14 protein-coding genes are annotated in these 15,351 nt (G+C 69.4%); all 14 read right to left on the reverse strand.

From position 1 onward, the window contains the following. Positions 1–61: 61 nt before the first annotated feature. Entirely contained in the window at positions 62–883 is an 822-nt protein-coding gene (gene atpB / locus ACQUQD_RS13465) for a F0F1 ATP synthase subunit A (RefSeq protein ID WP_428952295.1), read from the reverse strand. 225 nt (positions 884–1,108) lie between these two features. Continuing rightward, positions 1,109–1,546: a hypothetical protein gene (locus ACQUQD_RS13470; RefSeq protein WP_428952296.1), complete on the reverse strand. Its 438-nt coding sequence runs from the start codon at positions 1,544–1,546 to the stop codon at positions 1,109–1,111. Between the two features lie 404 nt (positions 1,547–1,950). Next, entirely contained in the window at positions 1,951–2,292 is a 342-nt protein-coding gene (locus ACQUQD_RS13475) for a hypothetical protein (RefSeq protein WP_428952297.1), read from the reverse strand. Positions 2,293–2,465: 173 nt separating this feature from the next. Beyond that, positions 2,466–3,779, reverse strand: a complete 1,314-nt coding sequence (locus ACQUQD_RS13480; protein ID WP_428952298.1) for an MraY family glycosyltransferase — start codon at positions 3,777–3,779, stop codon at positions 2,466–2,468. A gap of 157 nt (positions 3,780–3,936) precedes the next feature. Further along, a complete protein-coding gene (gene glyA / locus ACQUQD_RS13485) occupies positions 3,937–5,181 on the reverse strand; it encodes a serine hydroxymethyltransferase (RefSeq protein ID WP_428952299.1) in 1,245 nt (414 codons plus the stop codon). 137 nt (positions 5,182–5,318) lie between these two features. Continuing rightward, the gene (locus ACQUQD_RS13490) at positions 5,319–6,005 is read right to left on the reverse strand and encodes a protein-tyrosine-phosphatase (protein ID WP_428952300.1); all 687 of its coding nucleotides are present in this window, start codon (positions 6,003–6,005) and stop codon (positions 5,319–5,321) included. Continuing rightward, positions 6,002–6,649 (reverse strand): L-threonylcarbamoyladenylate synthase, encoded by a 648-nt coding sequence (locus tag ACQUQD_RS13495; protein ID WP_428952301.1) that lies wholly within the window; start codon positions 6,647–6,649, stop codon positions 6,002–6,004. The genes ACQUQD_RS13490 and ACQUQD_RS13495 overlap by 4 nt, the downstream gene beginning before the upstream one ends. A gap of 50 nt (positions 6,650–6,699) precedes the next feature. Next, positions 6,700–7,545: a peptide chain release factor N(5)-glutamine methyltransferase gene (prmC, locus tag ACQUQD_RS13500; protein ID WP_428952302.1), complete on the reverse strand. Its 846-nt coding sequence runs from the start codon at positions 7,543–7,545 to the stop codon at positions 6,700–6,702. 37 nt (positions 7,546–7,582) lie between these two features. Then, a complete protein-coding gene (gene prfA / locus ACQUQD_RS13505) occupies positions 7,583–8,659 on the reverse strand; it encodes a peptide chain release factor 1 (protein WP_428952303.1) in 1,077 nt (358 codons plus the stop codon). A gap of 119 nt (positions 8,660–8,778) precedes the next feature. Continuing rightward, positions 8,779–9,000 carry a 50S ribosomal protein L31 gene (rpmE, locus tag ACQUQD_RS13510; RefSeq protein ID WP_018535357.1) on the reverse strand — a complete coding sequence of 74 codons (222 nt, stop codon included), beginning with the start codon at positions 8,998–9,000 and terminating at the stop codon, positions 8,779–8,781. Positions 9,001–9,144: 144 nt separating this feature from the next. Further along, a complete protein-coding gene (locus ACQUQD_RS13515; RefSeq protein WP_428952304.1) occupies positions 9,145–10,245 on the reverse strand; it encodes an LCP family protein in 1,101 nt (366 codons plus the stop codon). Positions 10,246–10,562: 317 nt separating this feature from the next. Then, positions 10,563–12,605, reverse strand: coding sequence for a transcription termination factor Rho (rho, locus tag ACQUQD_RS13520; protein ID WP_428952305.1), 2,043 nt, complete (start codon positions 12,603–12,605; stop codon positions 10,563–10,565). A 400-nt stretch (positions 12,606–13,005) separates the two neighbouring features. After that, positions 13,006–13,923 carry a homoserine kinase gene (gene thrB / locus ACQUQD_RS13525; protein ID WP_428952306.1) on the reverse strand — a complete coding sequence of 306 codons (918 nt, stop codon included), beginning with the start codon at positions 13,921–13,923 and terminating at the stop codon, positions 13,006–13,008. Between the two features lie 366 nt (positions 13,924–14,289). Continuing rightward, complete coding sequence (gene thrC, locus ACQUQD_RS13530; RefSeq protein WP_428957547.1) at positions 14,290–15,348, reverse strand: threonine synthase; 1,059 nt, start codon at positions 15,346–15,348, stop codon at positions 14,290–14,292. Positions 15,349–15,351 lie beyond the last annotated feature (3 nt).

Below are 15,351 nucleotides of genomic sequence, written 5' to 3' on the forward strand. Positions count from 1 at the left end.
TTCTCTTTACGGACCGGTGGGGGTTGGCCACCGGACGACTGGGGATTGCGGAGGGCGGGACTCAGTGGTGCTCGGCGAGCGCGCCCTGGATGAAGGTGCAGGTCAGCAGGACGAAGACGTACGCCTGGACAGCCTGGATGAAGAGCTCGAAGGCGGTCATCACGATGACCATCACGAACGAGACGGCGGAGTAGGCGATGCCGATGCCGTTCAGCATGTACCAGCTGGCGATCGTGAAGAGCAGCAGCAGGGTGTGACCGGCGAACATGTTCGCGAAGAGTCGGACCGCGTGCGTGAACGGCCGGACCAGCAGGTTCGAGAACAGCTCGATGAAGGCAGCGAGGTAGGCGACCGGGCCGAGCGACTTGTCGAAGCCGGTGAAGTTCTTGAAGGCACCGACGAAGCCGTGACGCTTGAACGTCAGGCTGACCCACGTGATGTAGACGATGGCGGCCAGCACTGCCGGGTAGGAGATGATCGCCGTCACCGGGAACTGGGCGATCGGAATGATCGACCAGAGGTTCATCATCCACACGAAGAAGAACAGCGAGACCACGAGCGGAACGTACTTCTCGCCCTCGCGCTTGCCGATCGTCTCGTAGACGATGCCGCGCCGGACGAAGTCGTAGCCGGTCTCGGCGACCATCTGGAGCTTGCCCGGGACGACCTTCGGCTTTCGGAAGGCGGCCCAGAAGAAGCCGACGATGATGATCGAGCCGAGCAGCGCCAGCAGCATCGTCTTGTTGAAGTACAGGTTGCTGTCCGCGTCGCCCCAGAGGGGCTCGAACAGGAACGAGTGCAGGCCGGGAGCCGGGAAGGCACACCCATCAAAAAGGTGGCAGTCGGTCTCGAAGGCGAGCACCTGCGTCGGGTCAGCACTCACCGCGGGCTCCTTCAGCGTGGCGCATAGGTACGGCAACCTCGTTGTGTCGGCGCGGCGCGCAGCCGCAGTTCGGCACGGGACTGGTGTTTCGGATGTGGGGGCGGCGGTCGGGCATCGAGCCTCGCGCTACAGCAGGCGTCAGCTCAGATGCCCGCGCCCGCGATGCCGCAGTTGGCACCGGACGATAGCAGGGTCGTGAAGCCTCACTTATCCCGCCCCTACCGTTCACGACTTCGGCCCCGTCTTCTCGGGCTTCTCGCCCTTCTGGGAGTCGGGATCGACGTAGAGAATCTTGGCCTTCATGTGGGCGCGCGTCTGCGCGGCGATCCACACGAGGGTCGAGATCACGAGGGCGATGGCGAAGGCCCTCGAGTTGAACAGCGTCGTGTCCTTGAAGAGCGCCATGAAGATGACCATGAGCAGCAACTGGGCTGCGTAGAGCATCAGGCCCATCATCTGGAACAGGTGCGGAAGCGATTTGGCAGTGCGCTCGAGGACGACGAGTCCGAGCCCCATGAACAAGATCGCCACCAGCGTTCCGACGAGCGCACCGAGGGCCCCCTTGCCGCCCGCGACAGCAGCGCTGACCACGATGGTGATCACGCCAACTGCGGCTGTGGGTACGGCAGTTTTGAGAAGGGTCCGTGCGTCATTGGACGGCATGGCGGCAACTCCGCTTATTGATGGGGGCAGGGTGTCGTCATGGACGAGCGTAGTCCGGGGCCGAGAGGGAATTTCGGGCCAAGGGACCGTCGCACTACGGTCTTTCGGCTCTATCCCCGGGTTTCGTGAACGGTATCACAAACTATTTGATGCGGTCTTTACCTAGATGGTGTGCCAACCGTCACACGTGAGGGGGAACCTGCGCGTCTGTGCACCCGCGACGCGAACTCATCCTGTAATGGGCGGTTTTGGGTGTCGATCTCGGACGCCCGCCACCCCAACGTTCGTCGACAGTCGCCAACTTGGCCACCCTGCCGATGGCCCTCACGTTGACGCCCCCGGGATCCGATCGGATCCCGGGGGCGTCGGTCGTGCTGTTCAGCCGGCGGTCACGCCGAGCCCGCTCAGCAGGTGACGACCTTGTCCCAGTCGGCCCAGGGCTGCGTGGACGAGAGCAACTCGGTCTTGCCCGACTTCACGGACTCGCAGGCCGAGTCGTAGCCGTACTTGAAGATGCCCTTGAGCTTCTTCGTGCCGGCGCAGTTGTTCTTGACCTTGAAGGTCTTGTACCCCTCGTCCTGGCGGGTCTTGGTGACCTTGACGCAGCTGGGGACGGCACCCTGGGCACTGACGTCCCCAGCGGCGACCGCCTGCGTCCCGGGAGCGGCCACGGCCGCGGTCCCCATCAGTCCCAGCGAACCGCTGAGCGCCACGACAGCAACACCCAGCACAGCGAACTTACGCATGGATCATCCTCTGCTCATGAATGAGTGAGGAGGGCGCCACCCTGGTCAGGGGCGGCGCGTTCCCCCTATGACGTGAACATTCCTAGCACAGACGATCACGCAGGGCACTGGGTTCTGATCACAGAGCGACGGCTGCGCACGTCCCGAAGCGCACGTGGCAGCCGGAGCACGGCTCAGCTGAAGCTCTTGTCCTTGCGCCGGTCCGTGAACCGCGAACGGGCGCCGATCGCGGTCGCTCCGTTGACTCCCGCGGGGATCGGGGTGCGGTCCCCGTCCTCGGGGGCCTCGGAGGGCTCAGTGGCCTCGGCAACGGCCGTACGGCGCCGGTAGCGGGGCGGGACCACGTGCTGGGCCCAGCGGGGGGCGTGCGGGGTGAAGCGGGGCAGCAGGAGCAGGACCAGGCCGACGAAGCTGAGCGCGACGATGGTGAGCACGACCCACATGCCGGACGCGGAGTGCACGGAGTACGCGACCGCACCGAAGGCGATGAGCGCCGACCAGAAGTACATGATCAGGACCGCGCGGCTGTGGGAGTGGCCGATCTCCAGGAGCCGGTGGTGGAGGTGGCCGCGGTCGGCGGCGAACGGCGACTGGCCGTTCCAGGTGCGGCGCACGATCGCGAGCACCAGGTCCGCGAACGGGATGGCGATGATCGTGAGGGGCATGACCAGCGGGATGAAGACGGGGAGCATCGCGTGCGTGGCGTCCCGGCCGCTGCCGAGGTTCAGGCGGAGCGCGTCCGGGTCGACCTGACCGGTCATGGAGATGGCGCCGGCCGCGAGGACCAGGCCGATCAGCATCGAGCCGGAGTCGCCCATGAAGATCCGGGCGGGATGCATGTTGTGCGGCAGGAAGCCCAGACACATGCCCATCAGGATCGCGGCGAAGAGCGTGGCGGGGGCCGCGGACTCGATGCCGTAGCCGTACCAGATGCGGTACGCGTAGAGGAAGAACGCCGCTGCCGCGATGCAGACCATGCCCGCCGCGAGGCCGTCGAGGCCGTCGACGAAGTTCACCGCGTTGATGGTGATGACGACGAGCGCGACGGTGAGGAGCGTGCCCTGCCACTGGGTCAGGGAGACCGTGCCCACGCCCGGGATCGGCAGCCACAGGATCGTCAGGCCCTGCATGACCATGACGCCGGCGGCGATCATCTGGCCGCCCAGCTTGATCAGCGCGTCGATCTCGAACTTGTCGTCCAGCACACCGATCAGCCAGATCAGCGCGGCGCCGGAGAGCAGGGCCCGCGGCTCGTTGGACGAGTCGAAGACCGTGTCCAGGTTGGTGAGGTGGTCGGCGACCAGGAGTCCCGCGCACAGTCCGAAGAACATGGCGATACCGCCGAGCCGCGGCGTGGGTTCACGGTGCACGTCACGCGCACGGATCTCCGGCATGGCGCCGGCCACGATCGCGAACTTCCGCACCGGGCCTGTGAGCAGATAAGTCACCGCGGCCGTGATGCAGAGCGTCAGCAGGTATTCACGCACGGGCTTCCCCACAGGTATCGCTGGCCATCTCAGCCCCACACCCTAGCTTCGCGTGCTTGAGGATGGAGACTTCCGGGTAGCGACGATGGTTGCACGAGTGACGGGCCGGTGACGTCGCGGTGCCGGGCGAGTGCGGTCCCGATGGGCCGCCTACCCGTTATCCGGCGGGGTACGGGGGGAATGTACCGGCGATCACGCGCACCTCCTCGCGGGCCGTGCGCGGGTCGAGATCTCCTCGTACGACACCCGCGAGGAGCACCGCGATCCGGGCCATCTCCGCCTCCCCCATGCCCTGGGTGGTGACGGCGGCGGTGCCCAGCCGCAGGCCGCGGCCCTCGCCGTGGGGCAGCGCGCACGTGTCGAGGACCATCGCGGCGGAGGCCAGCCGGCCGCGGGCCACCTGGCCCGGTACGCCGAGCGGCGCCGGGTCGACGGTCACGAGATGGGTGTCGGTGCCGCCCGTGGTGACGGCGAACCCCTGCGCGTCCAGCGCCCCGGCCAGCACCCGGGCGTTGGCGACGACCTGATGCGCGTACCCGCTGAAGGCCGGCGTCGCCGCCTCCCCGAACGCGACGGCCTTCGCGGCGATGGTGTTCATCTGGGCGCCGCCCTGCGTGAACGGGAAGACGGCCCGGTCCACCCGGTCGGCGAGCCCGGCGCCGCACAGCAGCATGCCGCCGCGCGGGCCGCGCAGGACCTTGTGGGTGGTGGCGCAGACGATGTCGGCGTACGGAACCGGGTTCGGGGCCGCTCCCCCGGCGACGAGCCCGATGGGGTGCGCGGCGTCCGCGATGAGGTGGGCGCCCACGTCGTCGGCGATGGCGCGGAAGGCGGCGTAGTCGATGTGCCGGGGGTAGGAGATCGAGCCGCACACGATGGCCTTGGGCCGGTGGGCGCGGGCGATGGAGCGGACCTGGTCGTAGTCGATCAGCCCGCTCTCCGGGTCGACGCCGTAGGGCACGAAGTCGAACCAGCGGCCGGAGAAGTTGGCCGGTGAGCCGTGCGTGAGGTGACCGCCGAACGGCAGCCCCATGGCGAGGAAGGTGTCGCCGGGGCGCAGCAGCACCGCGTACGCGGCGAGCACGGCGGAGGAGCCGGAGTGTGCCTGCACGTTGACGTGCTCGGCGCCGAAGAGGGCCTTCGCCCGGTCGACGGCGATGCGTTCGGCCAGGTCGACGAGTTCGCAGCCGCCGTGGTGGCGGGCGCCGGGGTAGCCCTCGGCGTACTTGTTGGCGAGGGGGGAGCCGAGGGCTTCCAGCACGGCCGGGGACATGAAGTTCTCGGCGGCGATCAGCTGGAGGGACTCGGCCTGGCGGGCCGCCTCGCCGAGGATGATCTCGGCCAGTTCGGGGTCCTGGCGCTGTAGCTCCGCCAGGGGGGCTGGATCTGTGGTGACCGGCATCTTCGGCTCCGGGCCTCGCGGAGGGGAGGTGGTGCTTCCCAATGTAGATCCGAGAGCTTCCTGCCGCCTGGGGTTGCTGTCACAGGGCTCGGCCCCGGACCCCGTTCCTCGATCGCCGGAAGGGCTCGCTGTGCGGCTCAGGCGCGCGCGGACGGGGTGGGCTTGCCGGTCAGCGCCGCGACCACCGGGTCCAGCGCCTCGTTGATCTCGCCGCCCACCGCCTGGAAGAACGGCAGCGGCGCCCCGTACGGGTCGTACACCTCGTCCGCCTCGACGCTCGGGGCGAGCAGCCACCCGCGTAGAGCCGCGGCAGCACGCACCAGGGCCCGCGCACGGCCCACCACGCCGCCCTCCAGCGGGTCGGGGAGGGTCGTCGGGTCTATGGCCTGCACGAGCCGCGTGAACTCCTTCAGCGTGAACGTGCGCAGGCCCGCGCTGTGCCCCATGGAGATGACCTGGGCCCGGTGGTCGCGGGTCGCGGTCAGCACCAGGTCGGCTCTTATGACGTGGTCGTCCAGGAGCTCGCGGCCGACGAAGCCGGAGGCGTCCGCGCCGAAGTCGGCGAGGACCTGCTCCGCGTTGGCCTCCATCGGGGCGCCCTCGTGGCCCCAGGTGCCCGCGCTCTCCACGATGAGCCCGCCGGCCAGCGGGTCGCCGAGCCGGTCCGCCAGGGCGTGCCGGGTCAGCCGCTCGGTGATCGGCGAGCGGCACACGTTGCCGGTGCTGACGTGGAGGATGCGGAAGGAGTCGCCGGGGAGCGCGAGCGGCGCTGTGCTTCCCACGTACTCGGTGCCTATGCCACGCCCCGTCTCAGGGGCTGTCAATTCGCCACCTCGAGGTCGGGTACGACCTTGCGCAGCTCGTCGGCGGTGAGCGCGCCGGCCCGCAGCAGCACCGGGACCTTGCCGGTGACGTCGACGATCGACGACGGGACGATGCCCGGGGTGGGGCCGCCGTCGAGGTAGACGGAGACGGAGTCGCCGAGCATCTCCTGGGCGGCGTCGCAGTCCTCGGGGGCGCGGTGGCCGGTCAGGTTGGCGGAGGAGACGGCCATCGGGCCGACCTCGTTGAGCAGTTCGATGGCGACCGGGTGCAGCGGCATCCGGACGGCGACGGTGCCCCGGGTCTCTCCCAGGTCCCACTGCAGGGACGGCTGGTGCTTGGCGACGATCGTCAGGGCGCCGGGCCAGAACGCGTCGACGAGCTCCCAGGCCATCTCGGAGAAGTCCGTGACGAGGCCGTGCAGCGTGTTCGGGGAGCCGATGAGGACGGGGCTCGGCATGTTGCGGCCGCGGCCCTTGGCCTCCAGGAGGTCGCCGACCGCCTCGGCGGTGAACGCGTCGGCGCCGATGCCGTAGACGGTGTCGGTGGGCAGCACGACGAGCTCGCCGCGGCGGACGGCGGACGCGGCTTCACGCAGACCGGTAGCGCGGTCGGTAGCGTCGTTGGTGTCGTAACGCCGTGCCATTTAACGGGCCTCCTGCTCTGCGTACTGCTCGGAATGATGAAGCTGGTCGGTCACGGCATCGCCTTGCGGGCGGTGGCGAACCGCGGCCGGTTGTTGAGGTCCGGGTGGTCGGCGGCATCCGCCCAGCCCCGCTCCTCGGTGAAGATCCACGGCACCAGGCCGCCCTGGGTGTCCGCGTGCTCGACGACCACGACGCCGCCGGGGCGCAGGAGGCGGTGCGCGGTGCGCTCGATGCCCCGGATCAGGTCGAGGCCGTCCTCGCCGGAGAACAGGGCCATGTCCGGGTCGTAGTCGCGGGCCTCGGGAGCGACGTACTCCCACTCGGTGAGCGGGATGTACGGCGGGTTGGAGACGACGAGGTCGACCTGGCCGTCGAGGTCGGGGAAGGCCTCCAGGGCGTCTCCCTGGCGCAGGTCGACCCTGGACCCCTCGACGTTCTTGCGCGTCCACTGGAGGGCGTCCTCGGACAGTTCCACGGCATGTACGCGGGAGCGCGGGACCTCCTGGGCGAGCGCGAGCGCGATGGCGCCCGAGCCGGTGCAGAGGTCGACGATGAGCGGCTCGACGACGTCCATGGCGCGCACGGCGTCTATGGCCCACCCGACGACCGATTCGGTCTCCGGGCGCGGCACGAAGACGCCGGGTCCGACCTGGAGCTCCAGGTAGCGGAAGTAGGCGCGGCCGGTGATGTGCTGGAGCGGCTCGCGGGCCTCGCGGCGCGCGGTCACCTCCCAGTACCGGGCGTCGAAGTCCGCGTCCTTGACGGTGTGCAGCTCGCCCCGCTTCACGCCGTGCACGAAGGCGGCGAGCTCCTCCGCGTCGTTGCGCGGCGAGGGCACGCCGGCGTCGGCCAGCCGCTGGGTGGCCTGGGCCACTTCCGCGAGCAGCAGGTTCACGCTGGTCCTCCGGGGCTGAGCTGTGGGCGTACGGGAGTTACGCGGCGGCGAGCTTGGCGGCCGAGTCCGCGTCGACGCACGCCTGGATCACGGCGTCGAGGTCACCGTCGAGCACCTGGTCCAAGTTGTAGGCCTTGAAGCCGACGCGGTGGTCCGAGATGCGGTTCTCCGGGAAGTTGTACGTGCGGATCTTCTCGGAGCGGTCGACGGTGCGGACCTGGCTGCGCCGGGCGTCCGCGGCTTCCTTCTCCGCTTCCTCCTGCGCCGCCGCGAGCAGCCTGGAGCGCAGGATACGCATCGCCTGCTCCTTGTTCTGCAGCTGGCTCTTCTCGTTCTGGCAGGAGGCGACGACTCCGGTGGGGATGTGCGTGATGCGCACGGCGGAGTCGGTCGTGTTGACGGACTGGCCGCCGGGCCCGGAGGAGCGGTAGACGTCGATCCGCAGATCGTTCATGTTGATCTCGACGTCGACCTCCTCGGCCTCGGGCGTGACCAGCACACCGGCCGCGGAGGTGTGGATGCGGCCCTGCGACTCGGTCGCCGGGACGCGCTGCACGCGGTGCACTCCGCCCTCGTACTTCAGCCGCGCCCAGACGCCCTGGCCGGGCTCGGTCGCGCCGTTGCCGCCCTTGGTCTTCACGGCGACCTGGACGTCCTTGTAGCCGCCCAGCTCGGACTCGGTGGCGTCGATGATCTCGGTCTTCCAGCCGACGCGCTCGGCGTACCGCAGGTACATGCGCAGCAGGTCACCGGCGAACAGGGCGGACTCGTCGCCGCCCGCGCCGGCCTTGACCTCGAGGATGACGTCCTTGTCGTCGGACGGGTCGCGGGGCACCAGGAGAAGGCGCAGCTTCTCGGTGATCTCCTCGCGCGACTTCTCGAGCTCCTTGACCTCGGCCGCGAAGTCCGGGTCGTCGGCGGCCAGTTCACGGGCCGTCTCGATGTCGTCGCCGGTCTGCTTCCAGGAGCGGTACGTCGCGACGATCGGGGTGAGCTCTGCGTAGCGCTTGTTCAGCTTGCGCGCGTTGGCCTGGTCGGCGTGGACCGACGGGTCCGCGAGCTTCTGCTCCAGATCGGCGTGCTCGCCGATGAGGTCCTCGACGGCCTCGAACATCTCCGGCTCCTGCGTGTACGAGAGTGCTGTGTCATTCCAACGACAAGGGGGCTGCACCGCAAAGCGCCGGTCCCGGTGCCCCAGCGATCGGGGCACCGGAGACCGGCGCTGGAGCCTCGCTACTTCTTGGCAGCGGCAGCCTTGCCGAAGCGGGCCTCGAAGCGGGCCACACGGCCACCGGTGTCGAGGATCTTCTGCTTGCCCGTGTAGAACGGGTGGCACTCGGAGCAGACCTCGGCACGGATGGTGCCGGAGTCGATGGTGCTACGAGTGGTGAACGACGCGCCACAGGTGCAGCTGACCTGCGTCTCGACGTACTCGGGGTGGATGTCGCGCTTCAAGGTGTCTCCTAGGTTCGGGAGGGCGCCGGGTCGCAGACGCGGATTGCGGGAGCGTGAACCGGAGCCGACGTACCAGTCTGCCAGGACTGGCCGCATCCCCCAAAACCGGGGTGGGCCAGGATCTATTCCCGGCGGCCTTCCGGGCTACTTGACGACGCCGTCCGCGGTGCCGCTGGCGGTGCCCTCACGGGCCGACTTCGGGACGGCCCGGTCGGCCTTCAGGGCCTTCCAGACCTGGTCGGACTTGGTCTGGTCGACCAGGACGCGGTTGGCGTCGGCCGGGTCGTACTGCACCGGCATCGTGACCATGTTCATGTCGTTCGAGCCGATGCCCTTGAGCCCGCTCGCGAACGAGGTCAGGTCCTTGACGGACGCCAGGTCGGAGTCGGTGGTCACCGACTTGGTGGCGGTGTCCGCGAGGTCGTACAGCTTCTTGGGGCTGGTGAAGACGCCGACCTGCTTGATCTGGTCCATCAGGGCCTTCATGAACGCCTGCTGGAGCTGGATGCGGCCCAGGTCGCTGCCGTCGCCGACGCCGTGCCGGGTGCGGACGAGGCCGAGCGACTGCTCGCCGTTGAGCTTGTGGGTGCCGGCGTCGAGGTTCAGATGGCTGTCGGGGTCGTTGATCGCCTTGCTGGTGGTGACCTCGACGCCGCCGAGGTCGTCGATCAGCTGCTGGAAGCCGCTGAAGTCGACCTCGACGTAGTGGTCCATGCGGATACCGCTGATGGACTCGACGGTCTTGACCGCGCAGGCCGCGCCGCCCGTGGAGTAGGCCGAGTTGAACATGACGTCCTGCGCGGCGGGGTGCTCGGTGCCGTCCTTGTCGGTGCAGGCGGGCCGGGATATGAGCGTGTCCCGGGGTATGGAGACGATGCTCGCCTTCTTGTGGCCCTTGTAGATGTGGACGACCATCGCGGTGTCCGAGCGGGCCGAGCCCTCGTCCTGGCCGCCGCCGACCTTCTTGTTGCTGCCGGCGCGGCTGTCGGAGCCGAGCACCAGGATGTCCTGCGACCCGTTGTCGACGTTCTCGGGGCGGTCGCTGCCCAGCGCCTGGTTGATGTCGACGCTCTTGATGTTGCCGTTGAGCTTGAAGTAGACGTACCCGAGGCCGGTGCCGCCGAGGACGATCACGCCCGCCGCGCTCCACGCCACGACACGCAGCGCCTTTCCGCGTCCGGCGCGCGGCTTGCGGCGGCGGCCCTTGGCGCGGTGGCGCCCGGGCTTGCTGTCACTGTCCGGCATGTACCCCTCGCAGGTTTGTCTTCCTTCGGTCCGCTTTGCTCTTCACTCGGTGTGACGGCGAACCGTCATGAAGGGTTGCACAGCGTCCTGTGGTCACAGCGTGCTCCCGCCACGACGGATCGTCACGGGACCAAGGTCCCGTACCCCTCCCACCTGCACTTTTGTCCTCATGGAGCGCATGCTTCACAGAAGCCGCGAATTCTTATGCCTGTGGTGAAGGTCTCTGGGACCGCCTACCCCGTGGAGACGTCAAAAGGCCGGGCCCGTCACTCGCGTGACGGGCCCGGCCCCTGGAGACGATGTGGCGCCGCTGGGCGTCAGTCCTGCCCGTTACCGGGCGTGGGCGTCGTCTTCTGGATCTGCAGCAGGAACTCCGCGTTGGACTTCGTCTGCTTCATCTTGTCGAGCAGCAGCTCGATCGCCTGCTGCTGGTCGAGCGCGTGCAGCACGCGACGCAGCTTCCAGGTGATCGCGAGCTCGTCGCTGCCGAGCAGGATCTCTTCCTTACGGGTACCGGACGCGTCGACGTCCACCGCGGGGAAGATGCGCTTGTCGGCGAGCTTGCGGTCGAGCTTGAGCTCGGCGTTGCCGGTGCCCTTGAACTCCTCGAAGATCACCTCGTCCATGCGGGACCCGGTGTCGACGAGCGCGGTGGCGAGGATGGTGAGCGAGCCGCCGTCCTCGATGTTGCGCGCGGCGCCGAAGAAGCGCTTCGGGGGGTACAGGGCGGTCGAGTCGACACCACCGGACAGGATGCGGCCGGAGGCCGGCGCCGCCAGGTTGTAGGCGCGGCCCAGTCGCGTGATGGAGTCGAGCAGGACGACGACGTCGTGACCGAGCTCGACGAGACGCTTGGCGCGCTCGATGGCGAGCTCGGCGACCGTCGTGTGGTCCTCGGCCGGACGGTCGAAGGTCGAGGAGATGACCTCGCCCTTGACCGACCGCTGCATGTCGGTGACCTCTTCCGGACGCTCGTCGACCAGGACGACCATCAGGTGGCACTCGGGGTTGTTGTGCGTGATCGCGTTGGCGATCGCCTGCATGATCATGGTCTTGCCGGTCTTCGGCGGGGCCACGATCAGACCGCGCTGGCCCTTACCGATCGGCGCGACGAGGTCGATGATGCGGGTGGTGAGCACGCCCGGGTCGGTCTCCAGACGGAGCCGGTCCTGCGGGTAGAGGGGCGTCAGCTTGTTGAACTCCGGGCGCCCGCGGCCGGATTCGGCCGCCATGCCGTTCGCCGAGTCGAGGCGGACGAGCGCGTTGAACTTCTCGCGACGCTCGCCGTCCTTGGGCTGACGGACCGCACCGGTGACGTGGTCGCCCTTGCGCAGGCCGTTCTTGCGGACCTGGGCCAGCGAGACGTACACGTCGTTGGGGCCGGGGAGGTAGCCCGACGTACGGATGAAGGCGTAGTTGTCGAGGATGTCGAGGATGCCCGCGACGGGGATCAGGACGTCGTCCTCGGAGACCTGCGGCTCGTTGCCGAAGCCCTCGTCGCGTCCGCGGCGCCCGCGGCGGTCGCGGTAGCGGCCCCGGCGGCCGCGCCGGCCGCCCTCGAAGTCGTCGTCGTCCTGCGGGCCGTTGTTGCGGTCCCGGTCCTGACGTCCGCCACCCTGCTGCTGCCGGCCGCCGCCCTGGTCCTTGTTGCCCTGGTCGTCGCCCTTGCCGCGGCGGTCGCGGCCACCCCGGTCACCGCGGTCGCCCCGGTCGCCCCGGTCGCCACGGTCACGGCGGTCGCGGCGCTCACGGCGGCCCTCGTTGTTGTTCTCCTGGCCGCCGTCGCCCTTGTTCTCGGCGCCCTGGTTGTCCTGCTTGGTCTCCGCCTTGGCCTCGGCGGTGACCGTCTCCGGGCTGCCCGCCTCGGCGGTGGCCCGACGACGACGGCGCTCGCCGGCCGGCTGCTCGTCCCCGGCGCCCTGGCCCGGGATCTCGATCTGCTGCTGGGCGGTGGCCTTCTTCGCCTTGGCCGCGCTGGTGTCGGCCGTGTCGGCCTTCTCCGTCTTGGCCTGCGCGGCGTCGGCCGCGGGCTCCTCGCCGGTGCGGGCCTTCGAGGTGGCCCGGCGCTTCGGCTTCGTCTCAGCGGCGTCGGCGCTCTTCGCGGGGGCACCGCCGCCCGCCTGCGCCTCCTTGATGACCTCGATCAGCTGGCTCTTGCGCATCCGCGCGGTGCCCCTGATGCCGAGGCCCGAGGCGACCTGCTGCAGCTCGGCCAGCACCATGCCCTCGAGGCCGGTACCGCGGCGCCGCCGGGAGCCCGAAGCACCGGCGGCAGGCGCAGAGGCGTCCCCTGCGGACGCGGCGGGCGCGGCAGCGGAGCTGTCGGCAGTCACGCCCATCAGATCGGTGGTGTCGCTCACGAAGGGTCCTTCCCTGGAGCGGACGTCGGCCTGTCTGGCTCGGCGACCGGTCGTGCTGTCCGGCGGTGGTGGTCCAGCCTGTACGGACCGTGCCGGGGCGGTTGTCCGCCGATGAGGCGGAAGAATTCATTGGTGACGGCGATTCCGGATTCCGCGGGTGCACTGAATTTCTGTGTCACGCGGCTCGGTCACGCCGGTTCCGGAGCATGCTCGCCAACGTTCAGTGCCGCGTCCCGACATACGAGGACGATGCACGGAATTGCTGGGGAGGCTCCCGGAAGAATGGTTGTCCCGGACGGGGACACACAGCACCTCGCCATGGTGGGGTCGGGTGCAGACTTGAGGTTAACACTACCGGATCCAACAAACATTCCCCCTCTCCAAATCCGGCAACCGTGTGTCAGGAGCCAAGCGGCAGCACGCTCGCTCCGTCGACGTCGAGGGCCAGGCGGTTGGCCGCCCATCCCTCTCCGGCCAGCCGGGCAACCTTGTCGGCCGCACCGTCCTCCACCAGGGCGATGACCGTCGGGCCCGCCCCGGAGATCATGGCGGGCACCCCGTCGGCCCGCAGCCGCTCCACCAGTGCGGCGCTCTCCGGCATGGCGGGAGCCCGGTACTCCTGGTGGAGGCGGTCCTCGGTGGCCGGCAGCAGCAGCTCGGGGCGCCTGGTCAGGGCCTCGACGAGCAGGGCCGCCCGGCCCGCGTTGGCCGCTGCGTCCACATGGGGGACGGTGCGCGGCAGCAGGCCTCGTGCCATTTCGGTGAGGACCGGCTTGCCCGGCACGAAGACCACCGGGACGACGGACGGCGCGGCGTCGAGGCGGATCGCCCGCCCGGCGCCCGCTTCCGTCCAGGCGATGGTGAAGCCGCCGAGGAGGCAGGGGGCCACGTTGTCGGGGTGGCCCTCGATCTCGGTGGCGAGTTCGAGCAGCGCGGCGTCGTCGAGCCGGGTGTCGCCGCCTATGGTCACCGCGCGCGCGGCGACGATGCCGGCGCAGATCGCGGCGGAGGACGAGCCGAGGCCCCGGCCGTGGGGGATGCGGTTGGCGCAGACGATCTCGAGGCCGCGCGGCTGTCCGCCGAGCAGGTCGAAGGCGGTGCGCAGGGACCGTACGAGGAGGTGCGACTCGTCGCGCGGCAGGGTCTCGGAGCCCTCGCCCGCGATGTCGATGTTCAGCCCGGAGTCGGCGACCCTGACGACCACGTCGTCGTAGAGCCCCAGCGACAGGCCGAGGGCGTCGAAGCCCGGGCCGAGGTTGGCGCTGGTGGCGGGGACGCGCACCCTGACGGCGGCGGCGCGGAACGCGGGACCGGCCATCGCTCGATGACTCTCCTTGAGCTGCGGGATGTTTCTGGAACTTCCGAAGACTGGCGGGACTGACGAGATCTGGGAGATGTACGACGGTCGAGGTATTCGAGAACTTCCGAGACTTCCGATGTCTTGTGATGCGTACGTCGACACCCGGGCCACGAACGACGGAACCACGGCGGAAATTCGCCGGAATACGACGGAACGGCGGCGGCACCGCGGCATATGCGGCGGGCGGGTTCGGTACAGCCTATCGAAGGAAGGTTCTGTGGCGACATAGGGCGCACAGGAGGCGCACGATGCGTGTCGTAAGCCCCCCGTGCACCCCCTGTGCCGAGACGCCCGGTTGACGGGCCGTCAGCGTCGGGATCCGGCTCAGGCGAGACCGAGGCGCTCGGCGGCCGCGGCCGCGTCGACGGGCACGGTGACCGGCTGCGGGGCGCCGGAGACGGCCCAGTCCGGGTCCTTCAGTCCGTTGCCCGTGACGGTGCAGACGATCTTCTGGCCCTTGTCGACCTTGCCCTGCTCGGCGGCCTTCAGCAGACCGGCGACGGACGCGGCGGACGCGGGCTCGACGAAGACACCCTCCTGGGACGCCAACAGCTTGTAGGCGCGCAGGATCTCACGGTCCGTCACCTCGTCGATGAAGCCGCCGGACTCGTCGCGCGCGGCGATCGCGTGCTGCCACGAGGCGGGGTTGCCGATGCGAATCGCGGTCGCGATCGTGGAGGGGTCCTTGACGACCTCGCCGCGCACGATCGGCGCGGAACCGGAGGCCTGGAAGCCCCACATGCGCGGAGTGCGCGACGACACGCTGTCGGCGGCGTACTCCTTGTAGCCCTTCCAGTAGGCCGTGATGTTGCCCGCGTTGCCGACCGGGAGGACGTGGATGTCGGGCGCGTCGCCGAGCGCGTCCACGATCTCGAACGAGGCGGTCTTCTGGCCCTCGATACGGAACGGGTTGACCGAGTTGACCAGCGCCACCGGGTAGTTCTCGGAGAGGCTGCGGGCGAGGTTCAGGCAGTCGTCGAAGTTGCCGTCGACCTGGAGGATCTTCGAGCCGTAGACCAGCGCCTGGCCCATCTTGCCGAGCGCGATCTTGCCCTGCGGCACGAGGACGGCGCAGACCATGCCGGCGCGCACGGCGTAGGCCGCGGCGGACGCCGACGTGTTGCCCGTCGACGCGCAGATGACGGCCTGCGCGCCCTCCTCCTTGGCCTTGGTGATGGCCATGGTCATGCCGCGGTCCTTGAAGGAGCCGGTGGGGTTGGCACCCTCGACCTTCAGGTGGACCTCGCAGCCGAGGCGCTCGGAGAGGACTTGCGCGGGCACGAGCGGCGTGCCGCCCTCGCGCAGCGACACGACCGGCGTGGTCCCGGTCACCGGGAGCCGGTCCCGGTACTCCTCGATGATGCCGCGCCACTGGTGGGTCATTCC

Origin of the sequence: Streptomyces sp. cg35 (assembly GCF_050410835.1) — a bacterium.
Lineage (GTDB): Bacteria > Actinomycetota > Actinomycetes > Streptomycetales > Streptomycetaceae > Streptomyces.

Bases quoted from the DNA above. Each gene is read 5' to 3' on its own strand.
- ACQUQD_RS13470 (WP_428952296.1), bottom strand. From the start codon at position 1,546: ATGCCGTCCAATGACGCACGGACCCTTCTCAAAACTGCCGTACCCACA.
- ACQUQD_RS13475 (WP_428952297.1), bottom strand. From the start codon at position 2,292: ATGCGTAAGTTCGCTGTGCTGGGTGTTGCTGTCGTGGCGCTCAGCGGT.
- glyA (WP_428952299.1), bottom strand. From the start codon at position 5,181: ATGCCGGTCACCACAGATCCAGCCCCCCTGGCGGAGCTACAGCGCCAG.
- ACQUQD_RS13495 (WP_428952301.1), bottom strand. From the start codon at position 6,649: ATGGCACGGCGTTACGACACCAACGACGCTACCGACCGCGCTACCGGT.
- prfA (WP_428952303.1), bottom strand. From the start codon at position 8,659: ATGTTCGAGGCCGTCGAGGACCTCATCGGCGAGCACGCCGATCTGGAG.
- ACQUQD_RS13515 (WP_428952304.1), bottom strand. From the start codon at position 10,245: ATGCCGGACAGTGACAGCAAGCCCGGGCGCCACCGCGCCAAGGGCCGC.
- thrB (WP_428952306.1), bottom strand. From the start codon at position 13,923: ATGGCCGGTCCCGCGTTCCGCGCCGCCGCCGTCAGGGTGCGCGTCCCC.
- thrC (WP_428957547.1), bottom strand. From the start codon at position 15,348: ATGACCCACCAGTGGCGCGGCATCATCGAGGAGTACCGGGACCGGCTC.